This window comes from Anaerocolumna aminovalerica, assembly GCF_900115365.1.
Taxonomy (GTDB): Bacteria; Bacillota; Clostridia; order Lachnospirales; family Lachnospiraceae; genus Anaerocolumna; species Anaerocolumna aminovalerica.
Genome location: NZ_FOWD01000043.1, coordinates 1 through 18599, shown reverse-complemented (window position 1 = coordinate 18599; position 18599 = coordinate 1). Strand labels below are relative to the sequence as shown.

Below are 18599 nucleotides of genomic sequence, written 5' to 3'. Positions count from 1 at the left end.
AGTATATGTATGAAGATATTATTGAAGAAGTCATGAAAGAAGTTCTTCACCGTCTGTGGTCGTATGAAAATACTTCTATACAAAAAACGGCATTATTAGTATTATCGGATGGACGGCATCCCCTTTCGGAGGTAATAACAAAAGAATATAATTTGCTGATTCCAGATACGGATGGTTCTAAAAAGACAGAGGACCTTTACTCTATGGTTTCATGTGCAGAAGTAATTTTGGCAACATCTGTTACCGTGAAACAATTAATTAATTTGGCGCTTTTAAGCGGTGAAGGATATTTGGAAGAAGCAATACGATATGCTCTTTTACTTGGAAAAAGAATCTTTGTACTTGAGGAGGGACTAGAATATCGCTCTTATAAGGCAACTGCAAATAAAACATTTTACCGCAGGCTGTTAGAATATGAGGAATGCTTAAGACAATACGGTATTATCTTTACTTCAGAAAGTACATTTCCATTTAGTGAAAAACAAGGAAAACAAACATTACTAAGAAAGCAGCAAGGTGATAGTAAAGGGATTACTTCTTTTACAAAGGCAGCCATTGATGGGATTGAAGAACAAGTAGAGCTTAAGAAAAAACTTATATTAGAAAAAGACCTAATAAATTTAAATATAAAATCACAAGCAGCGATATGCATTGAAAAGGATAGTATTATAACACCCAGTGCTCTCGATTATGCAAGAGCACATCATATGCGATTTATTAAAATGTGATGGAGGCGCAGGCAATTGGAACTTGGCAAGGTAATAGGGAGCGTTTGGGCTACTAAAAAAAATGAAAAATTAAATGGAAATAAACTAATGGTAGTACAACTAATGGATGCTTATAATAAAGCAGGCAGCAGGTTGGTAGTTGCAGCGGATATAGTAGGTGCAGGGACAGGAGATCAAGTACTTATAGTACGGGGAAGTTCAGCAAGGTATGCATTATCAGCTGCCGGTTCCCCAGTGGATGCAGCTATTGTTGGTATTGTAGATTCTGTGGTGGTGGAAGAACATGAATAAAAGCATTGGTGCACTGGAGTTTATCAGTATCAGCCGGGGAATGTATGTAGCAGATGCCATAGTAAAAAAGGCTGAAGTAGAAATTATATATTTTAGAACAATTTGCCCGGGGAAATTTCTTATTATTGTCTCTGGAAATGAAGGAGAAGTAGATACTGCAATTGACTTTGGAGTTAGTATTGGAGGTAAAACCTTATTTGATAATTTCAAAGTTCACGCGGTATCACCATCTATTATTGAAGGAATACGAGGAAGGTATGAACCTGTAGAAAAATTGGACGCAGTGGGTATTGTGGAGACCAGAATGGTTTGTACCGGAATTAAAGCATTAGATACTGTATTAAAATCAGCAGATGTTAAAATACTTCGAATATATCTTGCCTTTTCCATTGGTGGTAAAATGGTATTTGCCGTAACGGGTTCGGTAAGCAGCATTGAACATGGGATATCCGGGTGTAAACAGCTTTTAAGTGAAAGTGAGCGGGAAAATATAGCAATTATACCTTCTCCCAATCGAGATATCCTAGAGAATTTATTAAAGCGATAAGGAGGTGTTTTCATGAGTGTAAATGAAATTATTGTTTATATTATGGTTGTATTTGCAGTACTTGGTGCAATCGACCGAATTATTGGTAATAAATTCGGTCTTGGAGAAAAATTCGAAGAAGGTATTCTTGCTATCGGATCCTTAGCAATCTCAATGGTTGGTATTATCGCTCTTGCGCCTGTATTGGCAAATATTTTGAAGCCGGTTATTGTTCCGGTATTTGGTTTTTTGGGTGCTGACCCGGCTATGTTTGCCGGAACTATTTTAGCATGTGATATGGGTGGTGCACCACTTGCAGAGGCACTTGCACAAACAAAAGAAGCAGGAATGTTTGGAGGTTTAATTGTTGGTTCCATGCTTGGCCCTACAATTGTATTTACCATACCGGTAGGTCTTGGAATTATACGTGATGAAGATAGAAGATATTTAGCAACCGGTGTTTTAGCAGGTGTTATAACAATTCCTATTGGTTCCTTTGTTGGTGGTTTGGTTGCGGGCTTCCCAGTAATGATGGTAATACTTAATTTGATACCTATTATTATAATTGCTATCCTAATTGCCCTGGGTCTATGGAAATTTCAAGATGGTATGATTAAAGGTTTTACGGTTTTCGGAAAGTTTGTAGTTGCAGTTATTACCTTTGGTTTAGCAGTAGGCATCGTAGAACAGCTAACAGGCATTATATTAATAAAAGGTATGGCTCCAATCAGTGAAGGCTTTAAAATTGTAGCTGACATAAGTATCATTCTTGCTGGTGCATTCCCATTAGTATTAGTTATTACAAAAGTATTCCGCAAGCCATTAATGGCACTTGGCAAATTACTTGGAATGAATGATGTTGCGGCAGCAGGTTTAGTAGCTTCCCTGGCAAATAGTATTCCTATGTTTGGTATGATGAAGGATATGGATAACCGTGGTAAAATTCTAAACGTTGCTTTTGCTGTTTCTGCAGCCTTTGTATTCGGTGACCATCTTGGATTTACCGCCGGTTTTAATTCCACAATGATTGTACCGATGATCATCGGTAAGTTAGTTGCTGGTATTACTGCTTTGTTTGTGGCAATCTTCATTGCAAACAAGACATTGAAGAACGAAGATGTTAAATAGAATTGTCAGGTTGGAATAAAATTTATAATCTTTTCAAAAACATTTAATTGATAAGATATAATGAAAGGAATAAACCCATGGAATTAAATCGTGTGGCAATTGAAGCCATGATTCGTGAAATAGTAATGGAAAAACTGGGTAATGGTACAGCAGATTTAACTAGAAACAAGTTGAAAGAAGGTATTATATCTGTTAAGGTTCCAACCATTCAGGTATCTGACCAGGACCTGATGGACACAGGTAAACCAGGGGATATTGTCTATACAAAAGATTTGTTTTCATTAGAAGAGAGTCCAAGGCTTGGCTGTGGTATTATGGAGATGAAGGAAACAACATTTGATTGGACTTTAAATTACGATGAAATCGATTATGTAATTGAAGGAACTTTAAGTATTGTAATCAATGGAAAGTCAGTGACAGCAAATGCCGGTGAGTTAGTATTAATACCAAAGGGTTCCTCCATTAAGTTTTCTGTTCAAGATTATGCCAGATTCATATATGTGACATATCCGGCAGATTGGGCTAGTCAAGGGTAGGAGGTCATAAATGGAAAGTAATTATTCCAATACGGACAAAGATAATGATGCAAATAAGAAAGAACCCAGAACTGAGTTTGTAAGTTTTAATGATAGTAATTACGTTAATATTAATAATGCAAGTAAATTCGGAGTAAAGAATAAACGAAAATATGTAAGTGGTGACATTTCCAGGTCATCAGCAAATCATCGGTTTACTCCACTGGGAGAAGAAGATAAAAATGATAATCCGTAGTACATTGTTACTACGGATTTTTATTAAGATTTTAATAAAAAATATGTTATTTATTATCGAAATGTGTTAAAATGATTCGAAGAGTACCGTGAGAGGAGCTGATGGCTTGGAGCAGGAAAAAACCTCTGCTGATAAAGTATCCTTGGTTTCCAGACATAATCGTGTTAAACGAATAAAAGCTACGATTATTGTATTAATAATAGTCTTTTTACTTCTTCCTACTATTCTATGTATTATAATGTTTTTTAAAATGCGATCACTTCAAAAACAAATTGATGTGTTAATGATAGAACGTTATGGAGTAACCTATCATGAATTATTTGAAAAAAATAATGAAAGTATTGCACATGCAGCAGTTGTGAAATATAATAATTCTATCGGAACAGATAATGCCTTAGATAAAAATGATGAAAGTCAAACAGGTGATAACAATACGGAAGATGAAACTGTAAATACGGAAACAAAGAAGCCGGATATAGAAAATCCTGAAAAAAGGGTTCATAATACCGATTTATCAGAGCCGGAGTCTTTTTCTGGGGAGACGGAGGAAACTTCTGATGAATCCAAGGACATTTCTGATGAATGGAAGGAAAGTTCTGATGGATGGAAGGACATCACTGATGAATCCCAGGAAAGTGAAGAATCATTAGAAAGTGCTCCGGTTACTGAGAAGAAAGCAGAAAAAGAAGATTTAGATTTATCAAAAGAGGGCTATACATTTGAGAGTTCGAAAACAGTTTATTTAACCTTTGACGATGGACCTAGCAAGTATACATCAGATATTTTAGATATGCTAGATACATATAATGTAAAGGCTACTTTTTTTGTCATCGGTAAAACAGACAAGCATTCCAAGGAAATGTATAAAAGAATTATAGATGATGGACATTCTCTAGGAATACATTCTTATTCCCATGTTTATGATAAAGTATATAATTCTTTGGAAGATTTTGAGAAAGACTTTACAAAGCTTAGTGATTTGTTATATGATACTACTGGATACATTCCTTCTTTATACCGGTTTCCGGGGGGAAGCGGGAATTCGGTCAGTAAGGTAGATATTCATGAACTAATTCGGTTTTTAAAGGAAAAGTCGGTTGTTTATTTTGACTGGAATGTGGTTAACGGAGATGCTACGGGAATAGACTATTCTCCGGAAGAACTCTATAGTAATGTAATGGAAGGTATCAAAATACATAATACATCTATTGTTCTGATGCATGATACAGATACGAAAGAGAATACGATAAAATCTTTAGAATCCATTCTTAAGACTTTAACAGAACAAGACGTCAATATCTTACCATTAACAGATGATGTAACTCCAATTAGACAAGTAAAGTAAAATCCATGAAATAAAAAGAATAATAGTAAGGAAAGTTAAAATACGATTAACACAGGAGGAATAAGTATGGGTTTTTTTAAAGATTTTAAGGAGGATTTATCACAGGCTGTAAATGAATTAATGCCGGAAGAGATGTTTGACGACAATCAAGTGGTTAATACTTTAGACGAAGAACCTGAACAAAGTGAGGATACTTTAGAGATGGGAGAGGAAACTACAGCATCTGAGGATTTAGAAAATACTTATGATGATAATGTGGATATGGATATTCTGGATGCTATTCTGACAGCAGATGAAGAAACTGAAGATTTAGAAAGTTTAAAAGACTTGGAAGAAACCCAGGAATCTGATATATTGGAAGTAGAAAATGATATACAATATCAAACAATATCAGAAGAGGAAGTATCCATGGATGAGTTAAATAGAATGGATGATACAGAGAGCACCGATGAAGTAACTGTAATTACAAAAGGTACTATAATTAATGGTAGTATTAATGCAGATGGATCTTTAGATGTTATGGGTACCATAAAAGGTGATGTGGAATGTTTGGGGAAACTTTCTATTTATGGTACAGTAACTGGTAACTGTATGGCTCGTGAAATATTTGTGGGTGCAAAACGATTAGAAGGCAGCATCAGCAGTGAGGGCAGTGTTAAGATTGGACTTGGAACCGTAATTATTGGAGATGTTACGGCTTCTTCCGGTGTTATTGCCGGAGCCATAAAAGGTGAAATTGATATTAACGGACCGGTTATCGTTGATTCTTCGGCTGTTGTAAAGGGCAATATTAAGGCACAATCCATACAAATTAATAATGGAGCCATTATTGAAGGTTTCTGTTCATTGCCTTATGCATCAGTTGACATTGAAAATATATTTGAATAGTTTATAAGAGCAGGTTGAATTTTTTCAATCTGCGAAAGGAGCATATTAATAAAGATGAACAGGTATAAAAGAGTATTACTGAAATTAAGTGGAGAGGCTCTTGCAGGAGACAAGAAAACCGGCTTTGATGAGGCAACTTGTATTAAAGTTGCAGGTCAGGTAAAACAACTGGTAGACAGTGGTTTAGAAGTCGGCATTGTGATTGGTGGAGGAAACTTCTGGAGAGGCCGAACCAGCGAAACCATTGATCGGACAAAAGCAGATCAGATTGGCATGCTGGCAACGGTTATGAACTGTATTTATGTATCCGAAATATTTCGATATGTAGGAATGAATACACAGATTCTCACTCCATTTGAATGTGGAAGTATGACCAAGCTATTTTCTAAAGATAGAGCAAATAAGTATTTTAAGAAAGGGATGGTTGTATTCTTGGCTGGCGGTACCGGTCATCCTTATTTCTCAACTGATACCGGTGTAGTACTTCGGGCAGTTGAATTAGATGCAGATATTATTCTAATGGCAAAGGCAGTAGATGGCGTTTATGACAGTGATCCAAGAAAGAACAAGGATGCTAAAAAGTTTGACGAAATCAGTATGCAGGAAGCATTAGATCGTAAACTGGCAGTAGTGGATTTATCTGCCACTGTTTTATGTTTGGAGAATAAAATGCCGATGTTAGTATTTGCATTAGAAGAAGAAAACAGTATTGTAAATGCTGTAAGTGACAAATTTAATGGAACTAAAGTAATAGTATAATATATAGGAGGCGAATATTATGGATTCAAGAATTGAAATTTACGAAAGTAAAATGAAGAAATCTTTAGACAGCTTAAGAGAGGAGTATTCTACAATTCGGGCAGGAAGGGCAAATCCCCACTTGCTTGATAAATTAAGGGTGGATTACTATGGAACACCATCCCCAATTCAATCCGTCGCTAATATTTCTGTTCCTGAAGCAAGAATTATTCAGATCCAGCCTTGGGAAAGCAAGTTAATCAAAGATATTGAGAAAGTGATTATTGCTTCTGATCTTGGTTTAACACCTAGTAACGACGGTAAAGTAATTCGTTTAGTGTTCCCTGAGCTAACAGAAGAAAGAAGAAAAGAACTGGTTAAGGATATTAAGAAAAAAGCTGAAAATGCAAGAGTAGCTGTTCGTAATATTAGAAGAGATGCTAATGATACCATCAAGAAGCTAAATAAAAACAGTGAAATATCAGAAGATGAAATGAAACAATTAGAAGATCAGGTTCAAAAGTTTACTGATAAGTACATTGCTGATATTGATAAACTAACAGAAGATAAATCAAAAGAAATCCTTACCGTATAAGTATAAAGAAGATTAGGACGTGTTTTGCCTGTGCTGAGAGGCAGCAGCCCCTCAGTTGTGTCAAAATACGTCTTAGTTTAATCTCATCAGGTAAGTCTTCGCTTCTTAAGCAGGGATCAGGCTTGCCTGTTTTAGTAAGAGCCCAGGCTCCCACTGAAATGCTGGGAAGCAGTAATGAAGTTACGAGCAGGCAGCGAAGCGGAGTAAACTTGCCAACGGGCAAGTGGAATATCCGTTTGACTAATTATTTTTGGAGGTCTCCATGGGAGATAATATGAATCTGGACGGTATGAAGATACCGGAGCATGTTGCAATTGTATTGGATGGAAACGGCCGTTGGGCGAAACAAAAAAGAATGCCACGGAATTATGGTCATTCTATAGGTAGTAAAAATGTGGAAAAAATTACGGAAGAAGCATACCGTATTGGAATAAAATATTTAACTGTTTATGCATTTTCTACTGAAAATTGGAACAGACCCCAGGATGAAGTAGATGCATTAATGAAATTATTAGGCAGTTATTTGAAAGACTGTTTAAAAACAAGCAGTAAGAACAATATGAAAGTTCGAATTATTGGTGATATATCAAGATTAGATGAAGAAATGCAAAATAAAATCAGAGAATTAGAAGAAGCATCAGCAGAGAATACAGGCTTAAACTTTCAGGTAGCTTTAAATTATGGCAGTAGAGATGAAATGATCCGGGGAATAAGGAATCTTGCCATGGATGTAAAAACCGGAAAGATTAACTTAGAAGATATAGATGAAGCACTTTTTACAAATTATTTAGATACCAAAGGAATTCCAGATCCGGACTTACTTATTCGTACAAGCGGCGAACAACGCTTGTCCAACTTTCTATTATGGCAATTAGCTTATACAGAATTTTATTTTACAGATGTTTTATGGCCGGACTTTAATAAAAAGGAATTAATGAAAGCTGTGGAATACTATAATAGTAGAGATAGAAGGTTCGGCAGAATCTAATAGGAGGATAAGTAAATGTTTTGGATAAGGTTTCGGAGTTCCATTATTTTAATGATAATTACTATAACTACCATTATGTTGGGAGGAAAGGTTTTGTTTGGAACTGTTTTAGCAATTTCCCTCATTGGCATGATGGAGTTATACCGTACCATTAAAATGAATAAATCCTTATTAGGCATTATAGGCTATCTTGCATGTATAGCTCTGGATTTTTTAATACTATATCAATATGAGCAATATAACATGGGTTTATTTATGGCCTTTTTGCTTATTTTATTATTGATCTATGTATTTACCTTTCCAAAGTATCGTACCGAACAAGTTGCAATTGTTTTTTTAGGTTTATTTTATGTTGGAGTTATGCTGAGTTATCTATATAAGGTAAGAGTTGTAGAAGACGGAGCTTATTTAGTATGGCTGATTTTTATTGGTGCATGGGGATCGGATACTAGTGCATACTGTACCGGCATGTTAATCGGCAAACATAAAATCCTGCCAAAATTAAGTCCCAAAAAATCTTTAGAGGGCTGTATTGGTGGCGTAGTAGGTGCAGCTTTATTGGGACTTTTATATGGAACAATTATTAAAGATCAAATTACAGGTATCGGGAATCCTCAGTTTGCATTTGCGATTATATGCGGAGCTTCCAGCGTAATTTCACAAATAGGAGATTTAGCTGCCTCTGCAATTAAAAGAAATCATGATGTTAAGGACTATGGTAATTTAATCCCTGGTCATGGTGGAATATTAGACCGGTTTGATAGTATAATATTTGTTGCACCTATTGTATATTCTCTTGCAAAAATACTATAAGAAGATTAAAGTTAAATAGGGATTAACCGATTTAAGATTATTATAATCAGTTTGGTTTTTAATATAGGCTAGGCTTTAAATACTCGTATTAGAATTGAGGAATGTTATGAAAAGTATATCCATTCTTGGGTCCACAGGTTCTATTGGAACACAGACGTTGGAAGTAGTCAGAAATAATAAGGATATTAAGGTTACTGCATTATCTGCAGGTCATAATATAGATTTATTAGAAAAACAAATAAGAGAATTTCATCCTGCCATAGTTTGTGTATGGGATGAACAAAAAGGAAAAGATTTGGCATTACGGATAAAGGACTTATCTGTTTCTGTTGTTACCGGTATGGAAGGATTAATTGATTGTGCCACAGAAAAGCAGGCAGATATAGTAGTTACTGCGGTGGTGGGCATGATAGGTATATTGCCTACCATAGAGGCAATTAAAGCAGGTAAAGATATTGCTCTTGCCAACAAAGAAACATTAGTTACAGCAGGGCATATTATTGCCCCTTTGGCGAAAGAATATGGAGTGAGGCTTCTTCCTGTTGACAGCGAACACTCTGCCATCTTTCAGGCACTTCATGGTGAGGGAAAGAATGAAGTCAGCAGGATTATCCTGACTGCCTCCGGCGGACCTTTCCGTGGCAAAAAACGAAAAGAACTGGAACATATTCAGGTAGAAGATGCACTAAAACATCCAAACTGGTCCATGGGACGAAAGATTACCATTGATTCGTCTACACTGGTTAATAAAGGTTTAGAAGTGATGGAAGCAAAATGGTTATTTAATGCTCCTTTGGATAAAATACAGGTAGTAATACAACCTCAAAGTGTTATACATTCAGCAGTGGAATTCATTGATGGAGGCATTATAGCACAGCTTGGAACCCCGGATATGAAACTTCCCATTCAGTATGCTTTATTCTATCCGGATAGAAGAGGGTTAAAAGGGGAAAGAATTGATTTCTTTAAATTAGGTCAGTTAACTTTTGAAGAGCCTGATTTTGAGACCTTTACAGGACTTAAATTGGCATATGAAGCGGCGAGAGAAGGTGGAAGCATACCAACGGTTTATAATGCAGCCAATGAATTAGCAGTAGCTAAGTTCTTAAATAGAGAGATTAAATATCTTGATATTGCAGATATAATCGGGGCTGCTATGAAAAAACATAAAAAAGTAGAGAATCCCTCCGTTGGTCAAATTCTGAATATTGAAAATGAAACATATGATTTTATAAATGAATTGACAAAAGAATAGTAGAAAGTTATTGAAAAAGTCAAAGTCTGTTTTAAACCTTTAAGGAGGTCAGAATGAATATAATTTTAGCAATATTAATATTTAGCGTCATTGTTATTATACATGAACTAGGGCACTTTTCCCTGGCAAAAGCCAATGGGATATTTGTAAAAGAATTCTCGTTAGGGATGGGGCCAAGAATTATAAGTTTTGTTCGAAAATCAGCCGGTTACCGATCAAAATTATTTTTATCACAACATGATTATGAAACTATGGAAGAATGTAAGAGCAATACGGTATATTCCATCAAATTACTGCCTATTGGCGGTTCTTGTATTATGTTAGGTGAAGATGAAATCGCAGAGGGTAATAAAGCTTTTAATAATAAGCCTGTTTGGGCAAGAATCTCTGTTATATTTGCTGGCCCTTTATTTAATTTTATCTTAGCATTTATTCTATCTATGGTTATTGTTAGTATTATCGGTTATGATCCTGCTAAGATTCAGTATATTACAAAAGATTCTCCGGCAGAACAGGCAGGACTTATGGTTGGGGATGTAATAACAGAATTTGGCGGTAAACATATTAACTTAGCAAGAGAAGTAGACACATATTTAGAATTTCACCCTCTAACCGGAAAAGATATTACTGTAAAATATAAACGTGATGGGAAAAAAGGGGAAGCGGTTATAACTCCTAGAAATAATTATATGCTTGGATTCGGATACACACCAGGTAAGGCTGCAGCAGAGATTTCAGATGTATATGATAATATGCCTTTAGCAAAGGCAGGTATAAAATCTGGTGATATAATTACCGCTATTAATGGAGTGAAAATTGCAACAGGAGTTAAATTATCCCAATATTTCTTTGAAAACCCTTTGACTTCTGAAGAAGTTGCCATAACTTATGAAAGAAATGGGAAGTCCTATACTGCCACTGCCATTCCGGAATTAGTTGCTAATAGTTTTAACATAGGTATATCTGTTAACAGTTACAGGGAAAAAACAGGAGTGCTGGGTGTTCTTCGATACGGTGCTGCGGAAGTGAAATTCTGGATTACTTCCACAATTGAAGGATTGGGACAGTTAATACGTGGTAAAGTAGGTGCAGAAGATTTAGCCGGTCCGGTTGGTATAGTTGACTTTATTGGAGACACTTATAAAGCGACTAAAAGTGAAGGTGCTCTTACTGTATTTTTAAGTATGGCCAATATTGGCATACTCTTAAGTGCCAATTTAGGTGTTATGAACTTATTGCCGATTCCAGCCTTAGACGGAGGAAGATTGGTATTTCTGCTTTTGGAAGTATTACGGGGAAAACCGATTAATCAGGAAAAAGAAGGTTTTGTCCATATGATTGGACTGGTTGCCTTATTAATTTTAATGGTGTTTGTACTGTTTAATGATTTAGGAAGAATATTTTAATATAGAAGGAAAACTATGAGAGAAGAAACAAAAGTTGTTACTATTGGTAACAAAGCAATAGGTGGGAAAAATCCTATTTTGATTCAATCCATGACAAATACAAAGACGGAAGATGTAAAAGCTACCGTAGCTCAGATTCTTGAATTGGAGGCTGCAGGATGTGATATTATTCGCTGTGCTGTTCCAACAAAAGAAGCAGCGGAGGCTTTTACAGAGATAAAGCGGCAGATTCATATTCCATTAGTTGCGGATATTCATTTTGATTACCGCCTGGCTATTGCTGCAATTGAGCATGGTGCAGATAAGATTCGAATCAATCCCGGTAATATCGGCTCTGTTGACAGAGTAAAAGCAGTAGTGGATGCGGCTAAGGAAAGAAACATTCCCATACGTGTGGGGGTAAACAGCGGATCTTTAGAAAATCAATTCCTGGAAAAATACCATGGAGTTACAGCGGAGGGAATTGTGGAAAGTGCGCTGGATAAGGTTAAAATCATTGAAGACTTAGGCTATGATAATCTGGTTATCAGTATTAAATCTTCTGATGTAACCATGTGTGTGAAAGCTCATGAGCTGATTGCAAAACAAAGCAGTTACCCATTACATGTGGGTATAACAGAATCAGGAACTGTTTTATCCGGTAATATTAAGTCGGCTGTAGGTCTGGGGATAATCCTATATCAAGGAATCGGCAATACGATACGTGTATCCTTAACGGGTAATCCGGTAGAGGAAGTAAAATCTGCTAAGTTAATTTTAAAAACATTGGGTCTACGTAAAGGCGGAGTGGAATTGGTTTCTTGTCCTACTTGCGGAAGGACCCAGATAGACCTTATCGGTTTAGCCGGGCAAGTAGAGAATATGATTCAGGATATTGATCTGGATGTTAAAGTCGCGGTTATGGGATGTGCTGTAAATGGCCCCGGTGAAGCAAAAGAAGCGGATATAGGTATTGCTGGAGGAAGAGGAGAAGGTCTTTTGATTAAAAAAGGCCAAATTATTCGAAAGGTTCCTGAAAATCAGTTATTATCCGCACTTCGAGAAGAGTTATTAAATATGCAGGCAGAAAAAACACATAAATAGTAAAGTAACAGTGTTATCAATATTGTTCCTTAAAAAACATATTATTCTTTGCGCGAATTTGGCTTTTCTGAATTTGTGCAAAGAATCTCTTTTAGATGAACAAAATCATTACAAGAACAGATAGATTTAAGTTTTAGAAATGGGGCGGAGACATGAGTATGCTTTTTTTTGAAGTTTTTGATCAATTATCTAATTTACCAAAACATTTAGAGGATGTATTTAAAGAGGTTAAAGTAGAGAGGGTAGCGGTATCAAAATCCAAATCAGAAATAAGAATATACATGGAAAGTAATCGGATCATTAAAAGGAATATTATAAAGAAAATGGAATATCAGCTGCAAAAGCAGCTGTTTTCTTCTACCTCCAATATGGTAATTTTACAGGAAAGTTATATACTATCCGCACAATACACACCGGAGAATTTATTTAACGTGTATAAGGATAGTATTTTGGAGGAAGTACGTGAAAGAAGCATAATAGAATATAATATTTTTGAATTATCAGAAATAAGGTTTGAAGATAACAATCTGATTTTTTGCTGTGAAGACAATTTTCTTGTAAGAAAAGTGTCTGGAGAAATTACATCCTACTTGACAATGCTGTATCGGGAACGTTTTCATATTGATATACGTGTATGTTTTGAATATTACGAACCTGTAAAGGAAGAAGAAACAGAAGAATACCAGTATGAATATGTACAAATACTTAATGAAAATAAAAAATCCGGAAGAAAAGAAGATTCTAAAGAAGAGCAGGCAAAGGCAGATGATGCAGCAGCAGATGCCTATGCAAAAGAATTGATGGAAAAAGAAATCGGATATACTGCTGAATTTGCTGCGTCTAAAGAAAATACCCATCAAATGAAACCTAATGAATCTAAAAGGAATGAGGAAAATGGGAAAGGAGCAAATAAGAATTTCAATAAATCAGATTTTCAAAATAAGAACACTTATGATAAGAGTAAATCCAGTTACAAAAAATCAGTAAATGATCCTGATATTATATATGGTAAAAGTTTTGAAGGTGATTCCATTCCTATTTCCGATATACAGGATGAAATTGGAGAAGTGGTGATTCGTGGTAAGATCATCAATGTTGAGTCTAGGGAATTAAGAAATGAAAAGACAATTATCATATTCTCCATAACGGATTTTACCGATTCCATACAAGGAAAAATATTTGTGAAAACTGAAGAAGCACCGGAATTGTTAAGTGCTGTTAAGCGGGGAAAATTTATTAAGTTAAAAGGAATGGCCCTGCTGGATAAATATGACCGTGAGATTGCCATTGGCTCTATTGTTGGAATTAAAACTATTTCAGATTTTACCTCTGCGAGACAGGATACCAGTGGGGAAAAACGTGTGGAACTCCATGCTCATACTATGATGAGTGACATGGATGCCGTAGTGGATGTTAAAGATTTGGTTAAAAGGGCATTTGCCTGGGGTCATAAAGCAGTTGCAATTACAGATCACGGTGTAGTGCAATCTTTTCCGGAAGCCAATCATGCACTAAATAAAAAGGATTATCCGGAATCCGAATGGGACAGGCTTAAAGAATTTAAGGTTATTTATGGTGTGGAAGCTTATTTGGTGGATGACTTAAAAGAAGTGGTAGTCAATGAAAAAGGCCAGGATCTAGATGATTCCTATGTTGTATTTGATATTGAAACAACAGGCTTTGGGCCGGTGAAGGATAAAATCATAGAAATTGGTGCGGTAAAAGTGGTAGAAGGAAAAATTGTAGACCAGTTCAGTACTTTTATCAACCCGGAGGTTCCAATTCCTTATGAGATAATAGATTTAACAGGTATTAATGATGAGATGGTTATGGATTACCCTACCATAGATATAATCCTTCCACAGTTTCTTGAATTTTGTAAGGGATGTGCACTGGTTGCTCATAATGCTTCCTTTGATGTAAGTTTCATCGCCAAGAAATCCGAAGAACTGGGAATCAAAACCGATTTTACAGTAATTGATACTGTTGGACTTGCAAGAATCTTATTACCGGAATTGAATAGATATAAATTAAATATAGTTGCAAAGGCTTTGGATATTTCTTTGGAAAACCATCACCGTGCAGTAGATGATGCGGGAGCAACAGCAGAAATATTTGTTAAGTTTGTTGCTATGCTAAGAGAGCAAGGTGTTCAGTTCATCAATGAAATTAATAAACTTGGAAAACTGTCTGCTGACGCCATTAAAAAAATGCCTACATACCACGCAATTATCTTAGTGCAAAATGATATAGGAAGAGTTAACTTGTATAAGTTAATTTCACAGTCACATATTGAATATTATAGTAAAAGGCCCCGTATTCCAAAAAGTTTGTTTTTAGAGAACAGAGAGGGTCTGTTAATTGGTTCTGCCTGTGAGGCTGGTGAATTGTATCAGGCATTACTTAGAGAACAGCCGCCTGAAGAAATTACACGGCTGGTAAATTTCTATGATTATTTGGAGATTCAGCCACTTGGCAATAATGAATTTATGCTTCATAGTGATAAAATCAATATTAATTCCAGAGAGGAATTAATGGAAATGAACCGTAAAATTGTAAGTTTAGGTGAAGAATTCAATAAACCTGTAGTTGCAACTTGTGACGTTCATTTCATGGATCCGGAAGATGAAGTATACCGCCGTATTATATTAGCCGGTAAGGGTTTTAAGGATGCGGATAATCAAGCTCCTTTATATTTTAGAACAACTGAGGAGATGTTGGAGGAATTTACTTATTTAGGCAAGGAAAAGGCAATGGAAGTAGTAATCACAAATACCAATAAAATTGCCGACATGATTGAGAAGATTTCTCCGGTGCGCCCTGACAAATGTCCCCCGGTAATTGAGGATTCAGATAAAACATTACGTGAAATCTGTTATAACAAAGCACATTCCATGTATGGACCTAATCTGCCCAAACAGGTAGAACAGCGGCTGGAGCATGAATTGCACTCCATTATAACCAATGGATTTGCCGTAATGTATATAATTGCACAGAAACTGGTATGGAAGTCCAATGAAGACGGATATTTGGTAGGTTCCAGAGGTTCCGTAGGTTCCTCCTTTGTTGCAACAATGGCCGGCATTACAGAGGTAAATCCTCTGGCTGCTCACTATTATTGTACGAATTGCTTTTATTCTGATTTTGAATCAGAGGAAGTAAGAAAATATGCAGGAAGTTCCGGATGTGATATGCCGGATAAAAACTGTCCGGTATGCGGACAACCTTTGAGTAAGGACGGACATGATATACCCTTTGAAACTTTCCTTGGATTTAACGGAGATAAAGAGCCGGATATTGACCTTAATTTCTCAGGTGAATATCAGAGTAAGGCTCATGATTATACAGAAGTTATTTTTGGGGAAGGACATACTTTCAGAGCCGGAACCATTGGTACTCTGGCAGATAAAACGGCCTATGGATATGTACTTAAGTATAATGAAGAGCGTGGAACCCATAAAAGAAGAGCTGAAATAGATAGAATTGCATCCGGCTGTGTTGGTGTTCGAAGAACCACAGGACAGCATCCCGGCGGTATTATTGTATTACCTCATGGTGAAAAAATATACTCTTTTACACCGGTTCAAAGGCCTGCTAATGATATGAACACCAAAACCATAACCACTCATTTTGATTATCACTCTATTGATCATAACTTATTAAAGCTTGATATTCTTGGTCATGATGATCCGACTATGATTCGTATGTTAGAGGACCTAACAGGAGTGGATGCTAAAACAATCAGACTGGATGAGCAAAAGGTATTATCCTTATTTGATAACCTAAGTGCTTTGGGAATCAGGCCGGAAGATATTGGTGGATGTGACTTGGGATGTCTTGGTATACCGGAGTTTGGTACCGATTTCGTTATGCAGATGCTTCGGGATACCAAACCTAAGACTTTCTCAGATTTGGTTAGAATATCTGGTTTGTCCCATGGTACCGACGTGTGGTTAAACAACGCTCAAACCTTAATAGCAGAAGGAAAATGTACTCTTTCAACAGCTATCTGTACCCGTGATGATATCATGACCTATCTGATCAATGAAGGTGTAGACAGCGGGCATTCCTTTAAAATCATGGAAAGTGTACGTAAAGGTAAAGGTCTTACCCAGGAGATGGAAGAGGAGATGCTGGCTAATAATATACCGGAATGGTACATCTGGTCTTGTAAACGTATTAAATATATGTTCCCGAAGGCCCATGCGGCTGCTTATGTTATGATGGCCTTTCGTATCGCCTATTTTAAGGTATATTATCCTTTGGCATATTATGCAGCATATTTTAGTATCCGTGCTTCTGCTTTTAACTATGAACTAATGTGTTTGGGAAGAGAACGGTTAGAGTACTATATGGCAGATTATAAGAGGCGAAGCAATGAGCTGACTAAGAAAGAACAAGATGTATTGAAGGATATGAGAATTGTTCAGGAAATGTATGCGAGAGGTTTTGACTTTATGCCAATTGACATATACAAAGCGAAAGCCCATCATTTTCAAATTGTGGGCGATAATAAATTAATGCCCTCATTAAGTACAATTGACGGATTAGGGGATAAGGCAGCAGACGCAGTAGTTGAGGCTGTGGCGGAGGGACCTTTTCTTTCCAGAGATGACTTTAGGAGCAGATGTAAAGTCAGTTCTACCGTTGTAGATTTAATGGCAGATTTAGGATTGCTAGGTGATTTGCCAATATCCAATCAGATTTCTTTGATGGACTTTTTGAAATAATTAAAACAATAAAGGTATGGATTGCAGGTAATAGGGAGCCTGAAAGGTATATTGCATATATTTGATGAATTTTTTAAAAAATTCAGGTAAGTTGTAAGATTAAGTGACGGATAATTAAATATAAAAAGAAACATGGTAGTTCTTTATTGTATAATGTAATCACCACAAAAACATTTACAAAGGAAAAAGTAACTACCATGAGTCTAATTCATATTACCACAAACAGCACAAAAAATAAACATTTAACAGAAATCGAAAGATATAAAATTGAAGCTTACCTCAAGGATAATAAGAAAGCCTGGCAAATAGCCCAGCTGCTTGGAAAGAGTGAACGCACCATCCAGCGTGAGATTAAAAGAGGTACTGTAATACTACTTGATACGGAGTTAAGGGAGTACAAGACCTACTGCGCAGATACTGCACAGCGTAAATACGACGAGAACGCAGCAAATAAGGGAAGGAATTATAAGATTGGAAATGATCATGAGCTGGCAGGATATATTGAGCGAATGATCGTGGAGGAGAAATATTCACCTGATGCAGTCATAGGCAGAATAAGACTGGAAGGAAAGTTTCAGACATCTATCTGCACAAAAACACTATATAACTACATTGACTCTGGATTATTTCTTCATTTGACTAATAAAGATCTTCCGTTAAAGAAAGAAGGAAAGAGGCGAATCTACCGGAAGGCGAAAGTGGCATTAAAGAATCTGAAAGGCACCAGCATAGAAGAGCGCCCTGATGAGATCGAGAATAGGGATGAATACGGGCACTGGGAAATGGATTGTGTAATTGGGGGACAGAACAAAGGTAAGGCTGTATTGCTTGTATTGAGCGAGAGAAAGAGCCGTGAGGAAATCATTTTCAAGATGACAGGGAAAACCCAGGAATGTGTTAAAAAGGCTCTGGACAGCCTGGAGAAGAAACATGGGTATGAGCGATTTGTGGAAATGTTTAAAACAATAACAGTGGATAATGGAAGCGAGTTCCTTGATTTTGGAGGCATAGAAAAATCAGTTAAAAGGAAGAAAAAGACCCGGACCAAGGTATATTATGCCCACCCATTCAGTTCATGGGAACGGGGTACAAATGAGAATACAAACAAACTGATCAGACGGTTTATACCGAAGGGGGGCAGCATAGATGATGTGACTCCATCTATGATAAAATATATAGAGAATTGGCTTAATAATTATCCGAGACGGATACTGGGATATAGAACTCCAAATGAAGTAAAGATAGCATAACATTGTGTATGATAACAATAATGAATACCAAATATTTACACGACATTTAAACTTGCAATTTTCA

At 36.4% G+C, this 18599-nt stretch carries 17 protein-coding genes; all 17 read left to right on the top strand.

The features are described 5' to 3' along the window. Positions 1–5: 5 nt before the first annotated feature. Positions 6–728 (top strand): hypothetical protein, encoded by a 723-nt coding sequence (locus BM183_RS17465; protein WP_091688398.1) that lies wholly within the window; start codon positions 6–8, stop codon positions 726–728. A 15-nt stretch (positions 729–743) separates the two neighbouring features. Beyond that, on the top strand, positions 744–1019 hold the full coding sequence (locus BM183_RS17460; protein ID WP_091688396.1) for a EutN/CcmL family microcompartment protein: 276 nt from the start codon (positions 744–746) through the stop codon (positions 1017–1019). Then, the gene (locus tag BM183_RS17455) at positions 1012–1566 is read left to right on the top strand and encodes a BMC domain-containing protein (RefSeq protein ID WP_091688394.1); all 555 of its coding nucleotides are present in this window, start codon (positions 1012–1014) and stop codon (positions 1564–1566) included. The genes BM183_RS17460 and BM183_RS17455 overlap by 8 nt, the downstream gene beginning before the upstream one ends. Positions 1567–1578: 12 nt before the next feature. Further along, on the top strand, positions 1579–2673 hold the full coding sequence (gene eutH, locus BM183_RS17450; RefSeq protein ID WP_091688392.1) for an ethanolamine utilization protein EutH: 1095 nt from the start codon (positions 1579–1581) through the stop codon (positions 2671–2673). A 77-nt stretch (positions 2674–2750) separates the two neighbouring features. After that, complete coding sequence (locus BM183_RS17445) at positions 2751–3209, top strand: cupin domain-containing protein (RefSeq protein ID WP_091688390.1); 459 nt, start codon at positions 2751–2753, stop codon at positions 3207–3209. Positions 3210–3219: 10 nt separating this feature from the next. Beyond that, the gene (locus BM183_RS17440) at positions 3220–3444 is read left to right on the top strand and encodes a hypothetical protein (protein ID WP_091688388.1); all 225 of its coding nucleotides are present in this window, start codon (positions 3220–3222) and stop codon (positions 3442–3444) included. 106 nt (positions 3445–3550) lie between these two features. Next, positions 3551–4789: a polysaccharide deacetylase family protein gene (locus tag BM183_RS17435; RefSeq protein ID WP_091688386.1), complete on the top strand. Its 1239-nt coding sequence runs from the start codon at positions 3551–3553 to the stop codon at positions 4787–4789. A 66-nt stretch (positions 4790–4855) separates the two neighbouring features. After that, positions 4856–5677 carry a bactofilin family protein gene (locus BM183_RS17430; protein ID WP_091688384.1) on the top strand — a complete coding sequence of 274 codons (822 nt, stop codon included), beginning with the start codon at positions 4856–4858 and terminating at the stop codon, positions 5675–5677. 54 nt (positions 5678–5731) lie between these two features. Then, positions 5732–6436 (top strand): UMP kinase, encoded by a 705-nt coding sequence (pyrH, locus tag BM183_RS17425; RefSeq protein WP_091688382.1) that lies wholly within the window; start codon positions 5732–5734, stop codon positions 6434–6436. Positions 6437–6455: 19 nt separating this feature from the next. Continuing rightward, on the top strand, positions 6456–7010 hold the full coding sequence (gene frr / locus BM183_RS17420) for a ribosome recycling factor (RefSeq protein ID WP_091688380.1): 555 nt from the start codon (positions 6456–6458) through the stop codon (positions 7008–7010). A 289-nt stretch (positions 7011–7299) separates the two neighbouring features. After that, entirely contained in the window at positions 7300–7998 is a 699-nt protein-coding gene (locus tag BM183_RS17415) for an isoprenyl transferase (protein ID WP_091688429.1), read from the top strand. A 15-nt stretch (positions 7999–8013) separates the two neighbouring features. Further along, positions 8014–8811, top strand: coding sequence for a phosphatidate cytidylyltransferase (locus BM183_RS17410; protein ID WP_091688378.1), 798 nt, complete (start codon positions 8014–8016; stop codon positions 8809–8811). A gap of 106 nt (positions 8812–8917) precedes the next feature. Then, entirely contained in the window at positions 8918–10066 is a 1149-nt protein-coding gene (locus BM183_RS17405; RefSeq protein WP_091688376.1) for a 1-deoxy-D-xylulose-5-phosphate reductoisomerase, read from the top strand. A 53-nt stretch (positions 10067–10119) separates the two neighbouring features. Further along, entirely contained in the window at positions 10120–11472 is a 1353-nt protein-coding gene (gene rseP, locus BM183_RS17400; RefSeq protein WP_091688374.1) for an RIP metalloprotease RseP, read from the top strand. Between the two features lie 15 nt (positions 11473–11487). Further along, on the top strand, positions 11488–12555 hold the full coding sequence (ispG, locus tag BM183_RS17395) for a flavodoxin-dependent (E)-4-hydroxy-3-methylbut-2-enyl-diphosphate synthase (RefSeq protein ID WP_091688372.1): 1068 nt from the start codon (positions 11488–11490) through the stop codon (positions 12553–12555). A 152-nt stretch (positions 12556–12707) separates the two neighbouring features. Next, on the top strand, positions 12708–17285 hold the full coding sequence (locus tag BM183_RS17390; protein WP_091688370.1) for a PolC-type DNA polymerase III: 4578 nt from the start codon (positions 12708–12710) through the stop codon (positions 17283–17285). A gap of 197 nt (positions 17286–17482) precedes the next feature. After that, on the top strand, positions 17483–18535 hold the full coding sequence (locus BM183_RS17385) for an IS30 family transposase (protein WP_091687853.1): 1053 nt from the start codon (positions 17483–17485) through the stop codon (positions 18533–18535). Positions 18536–18599 lie beyond the last annotated feature (64 nt).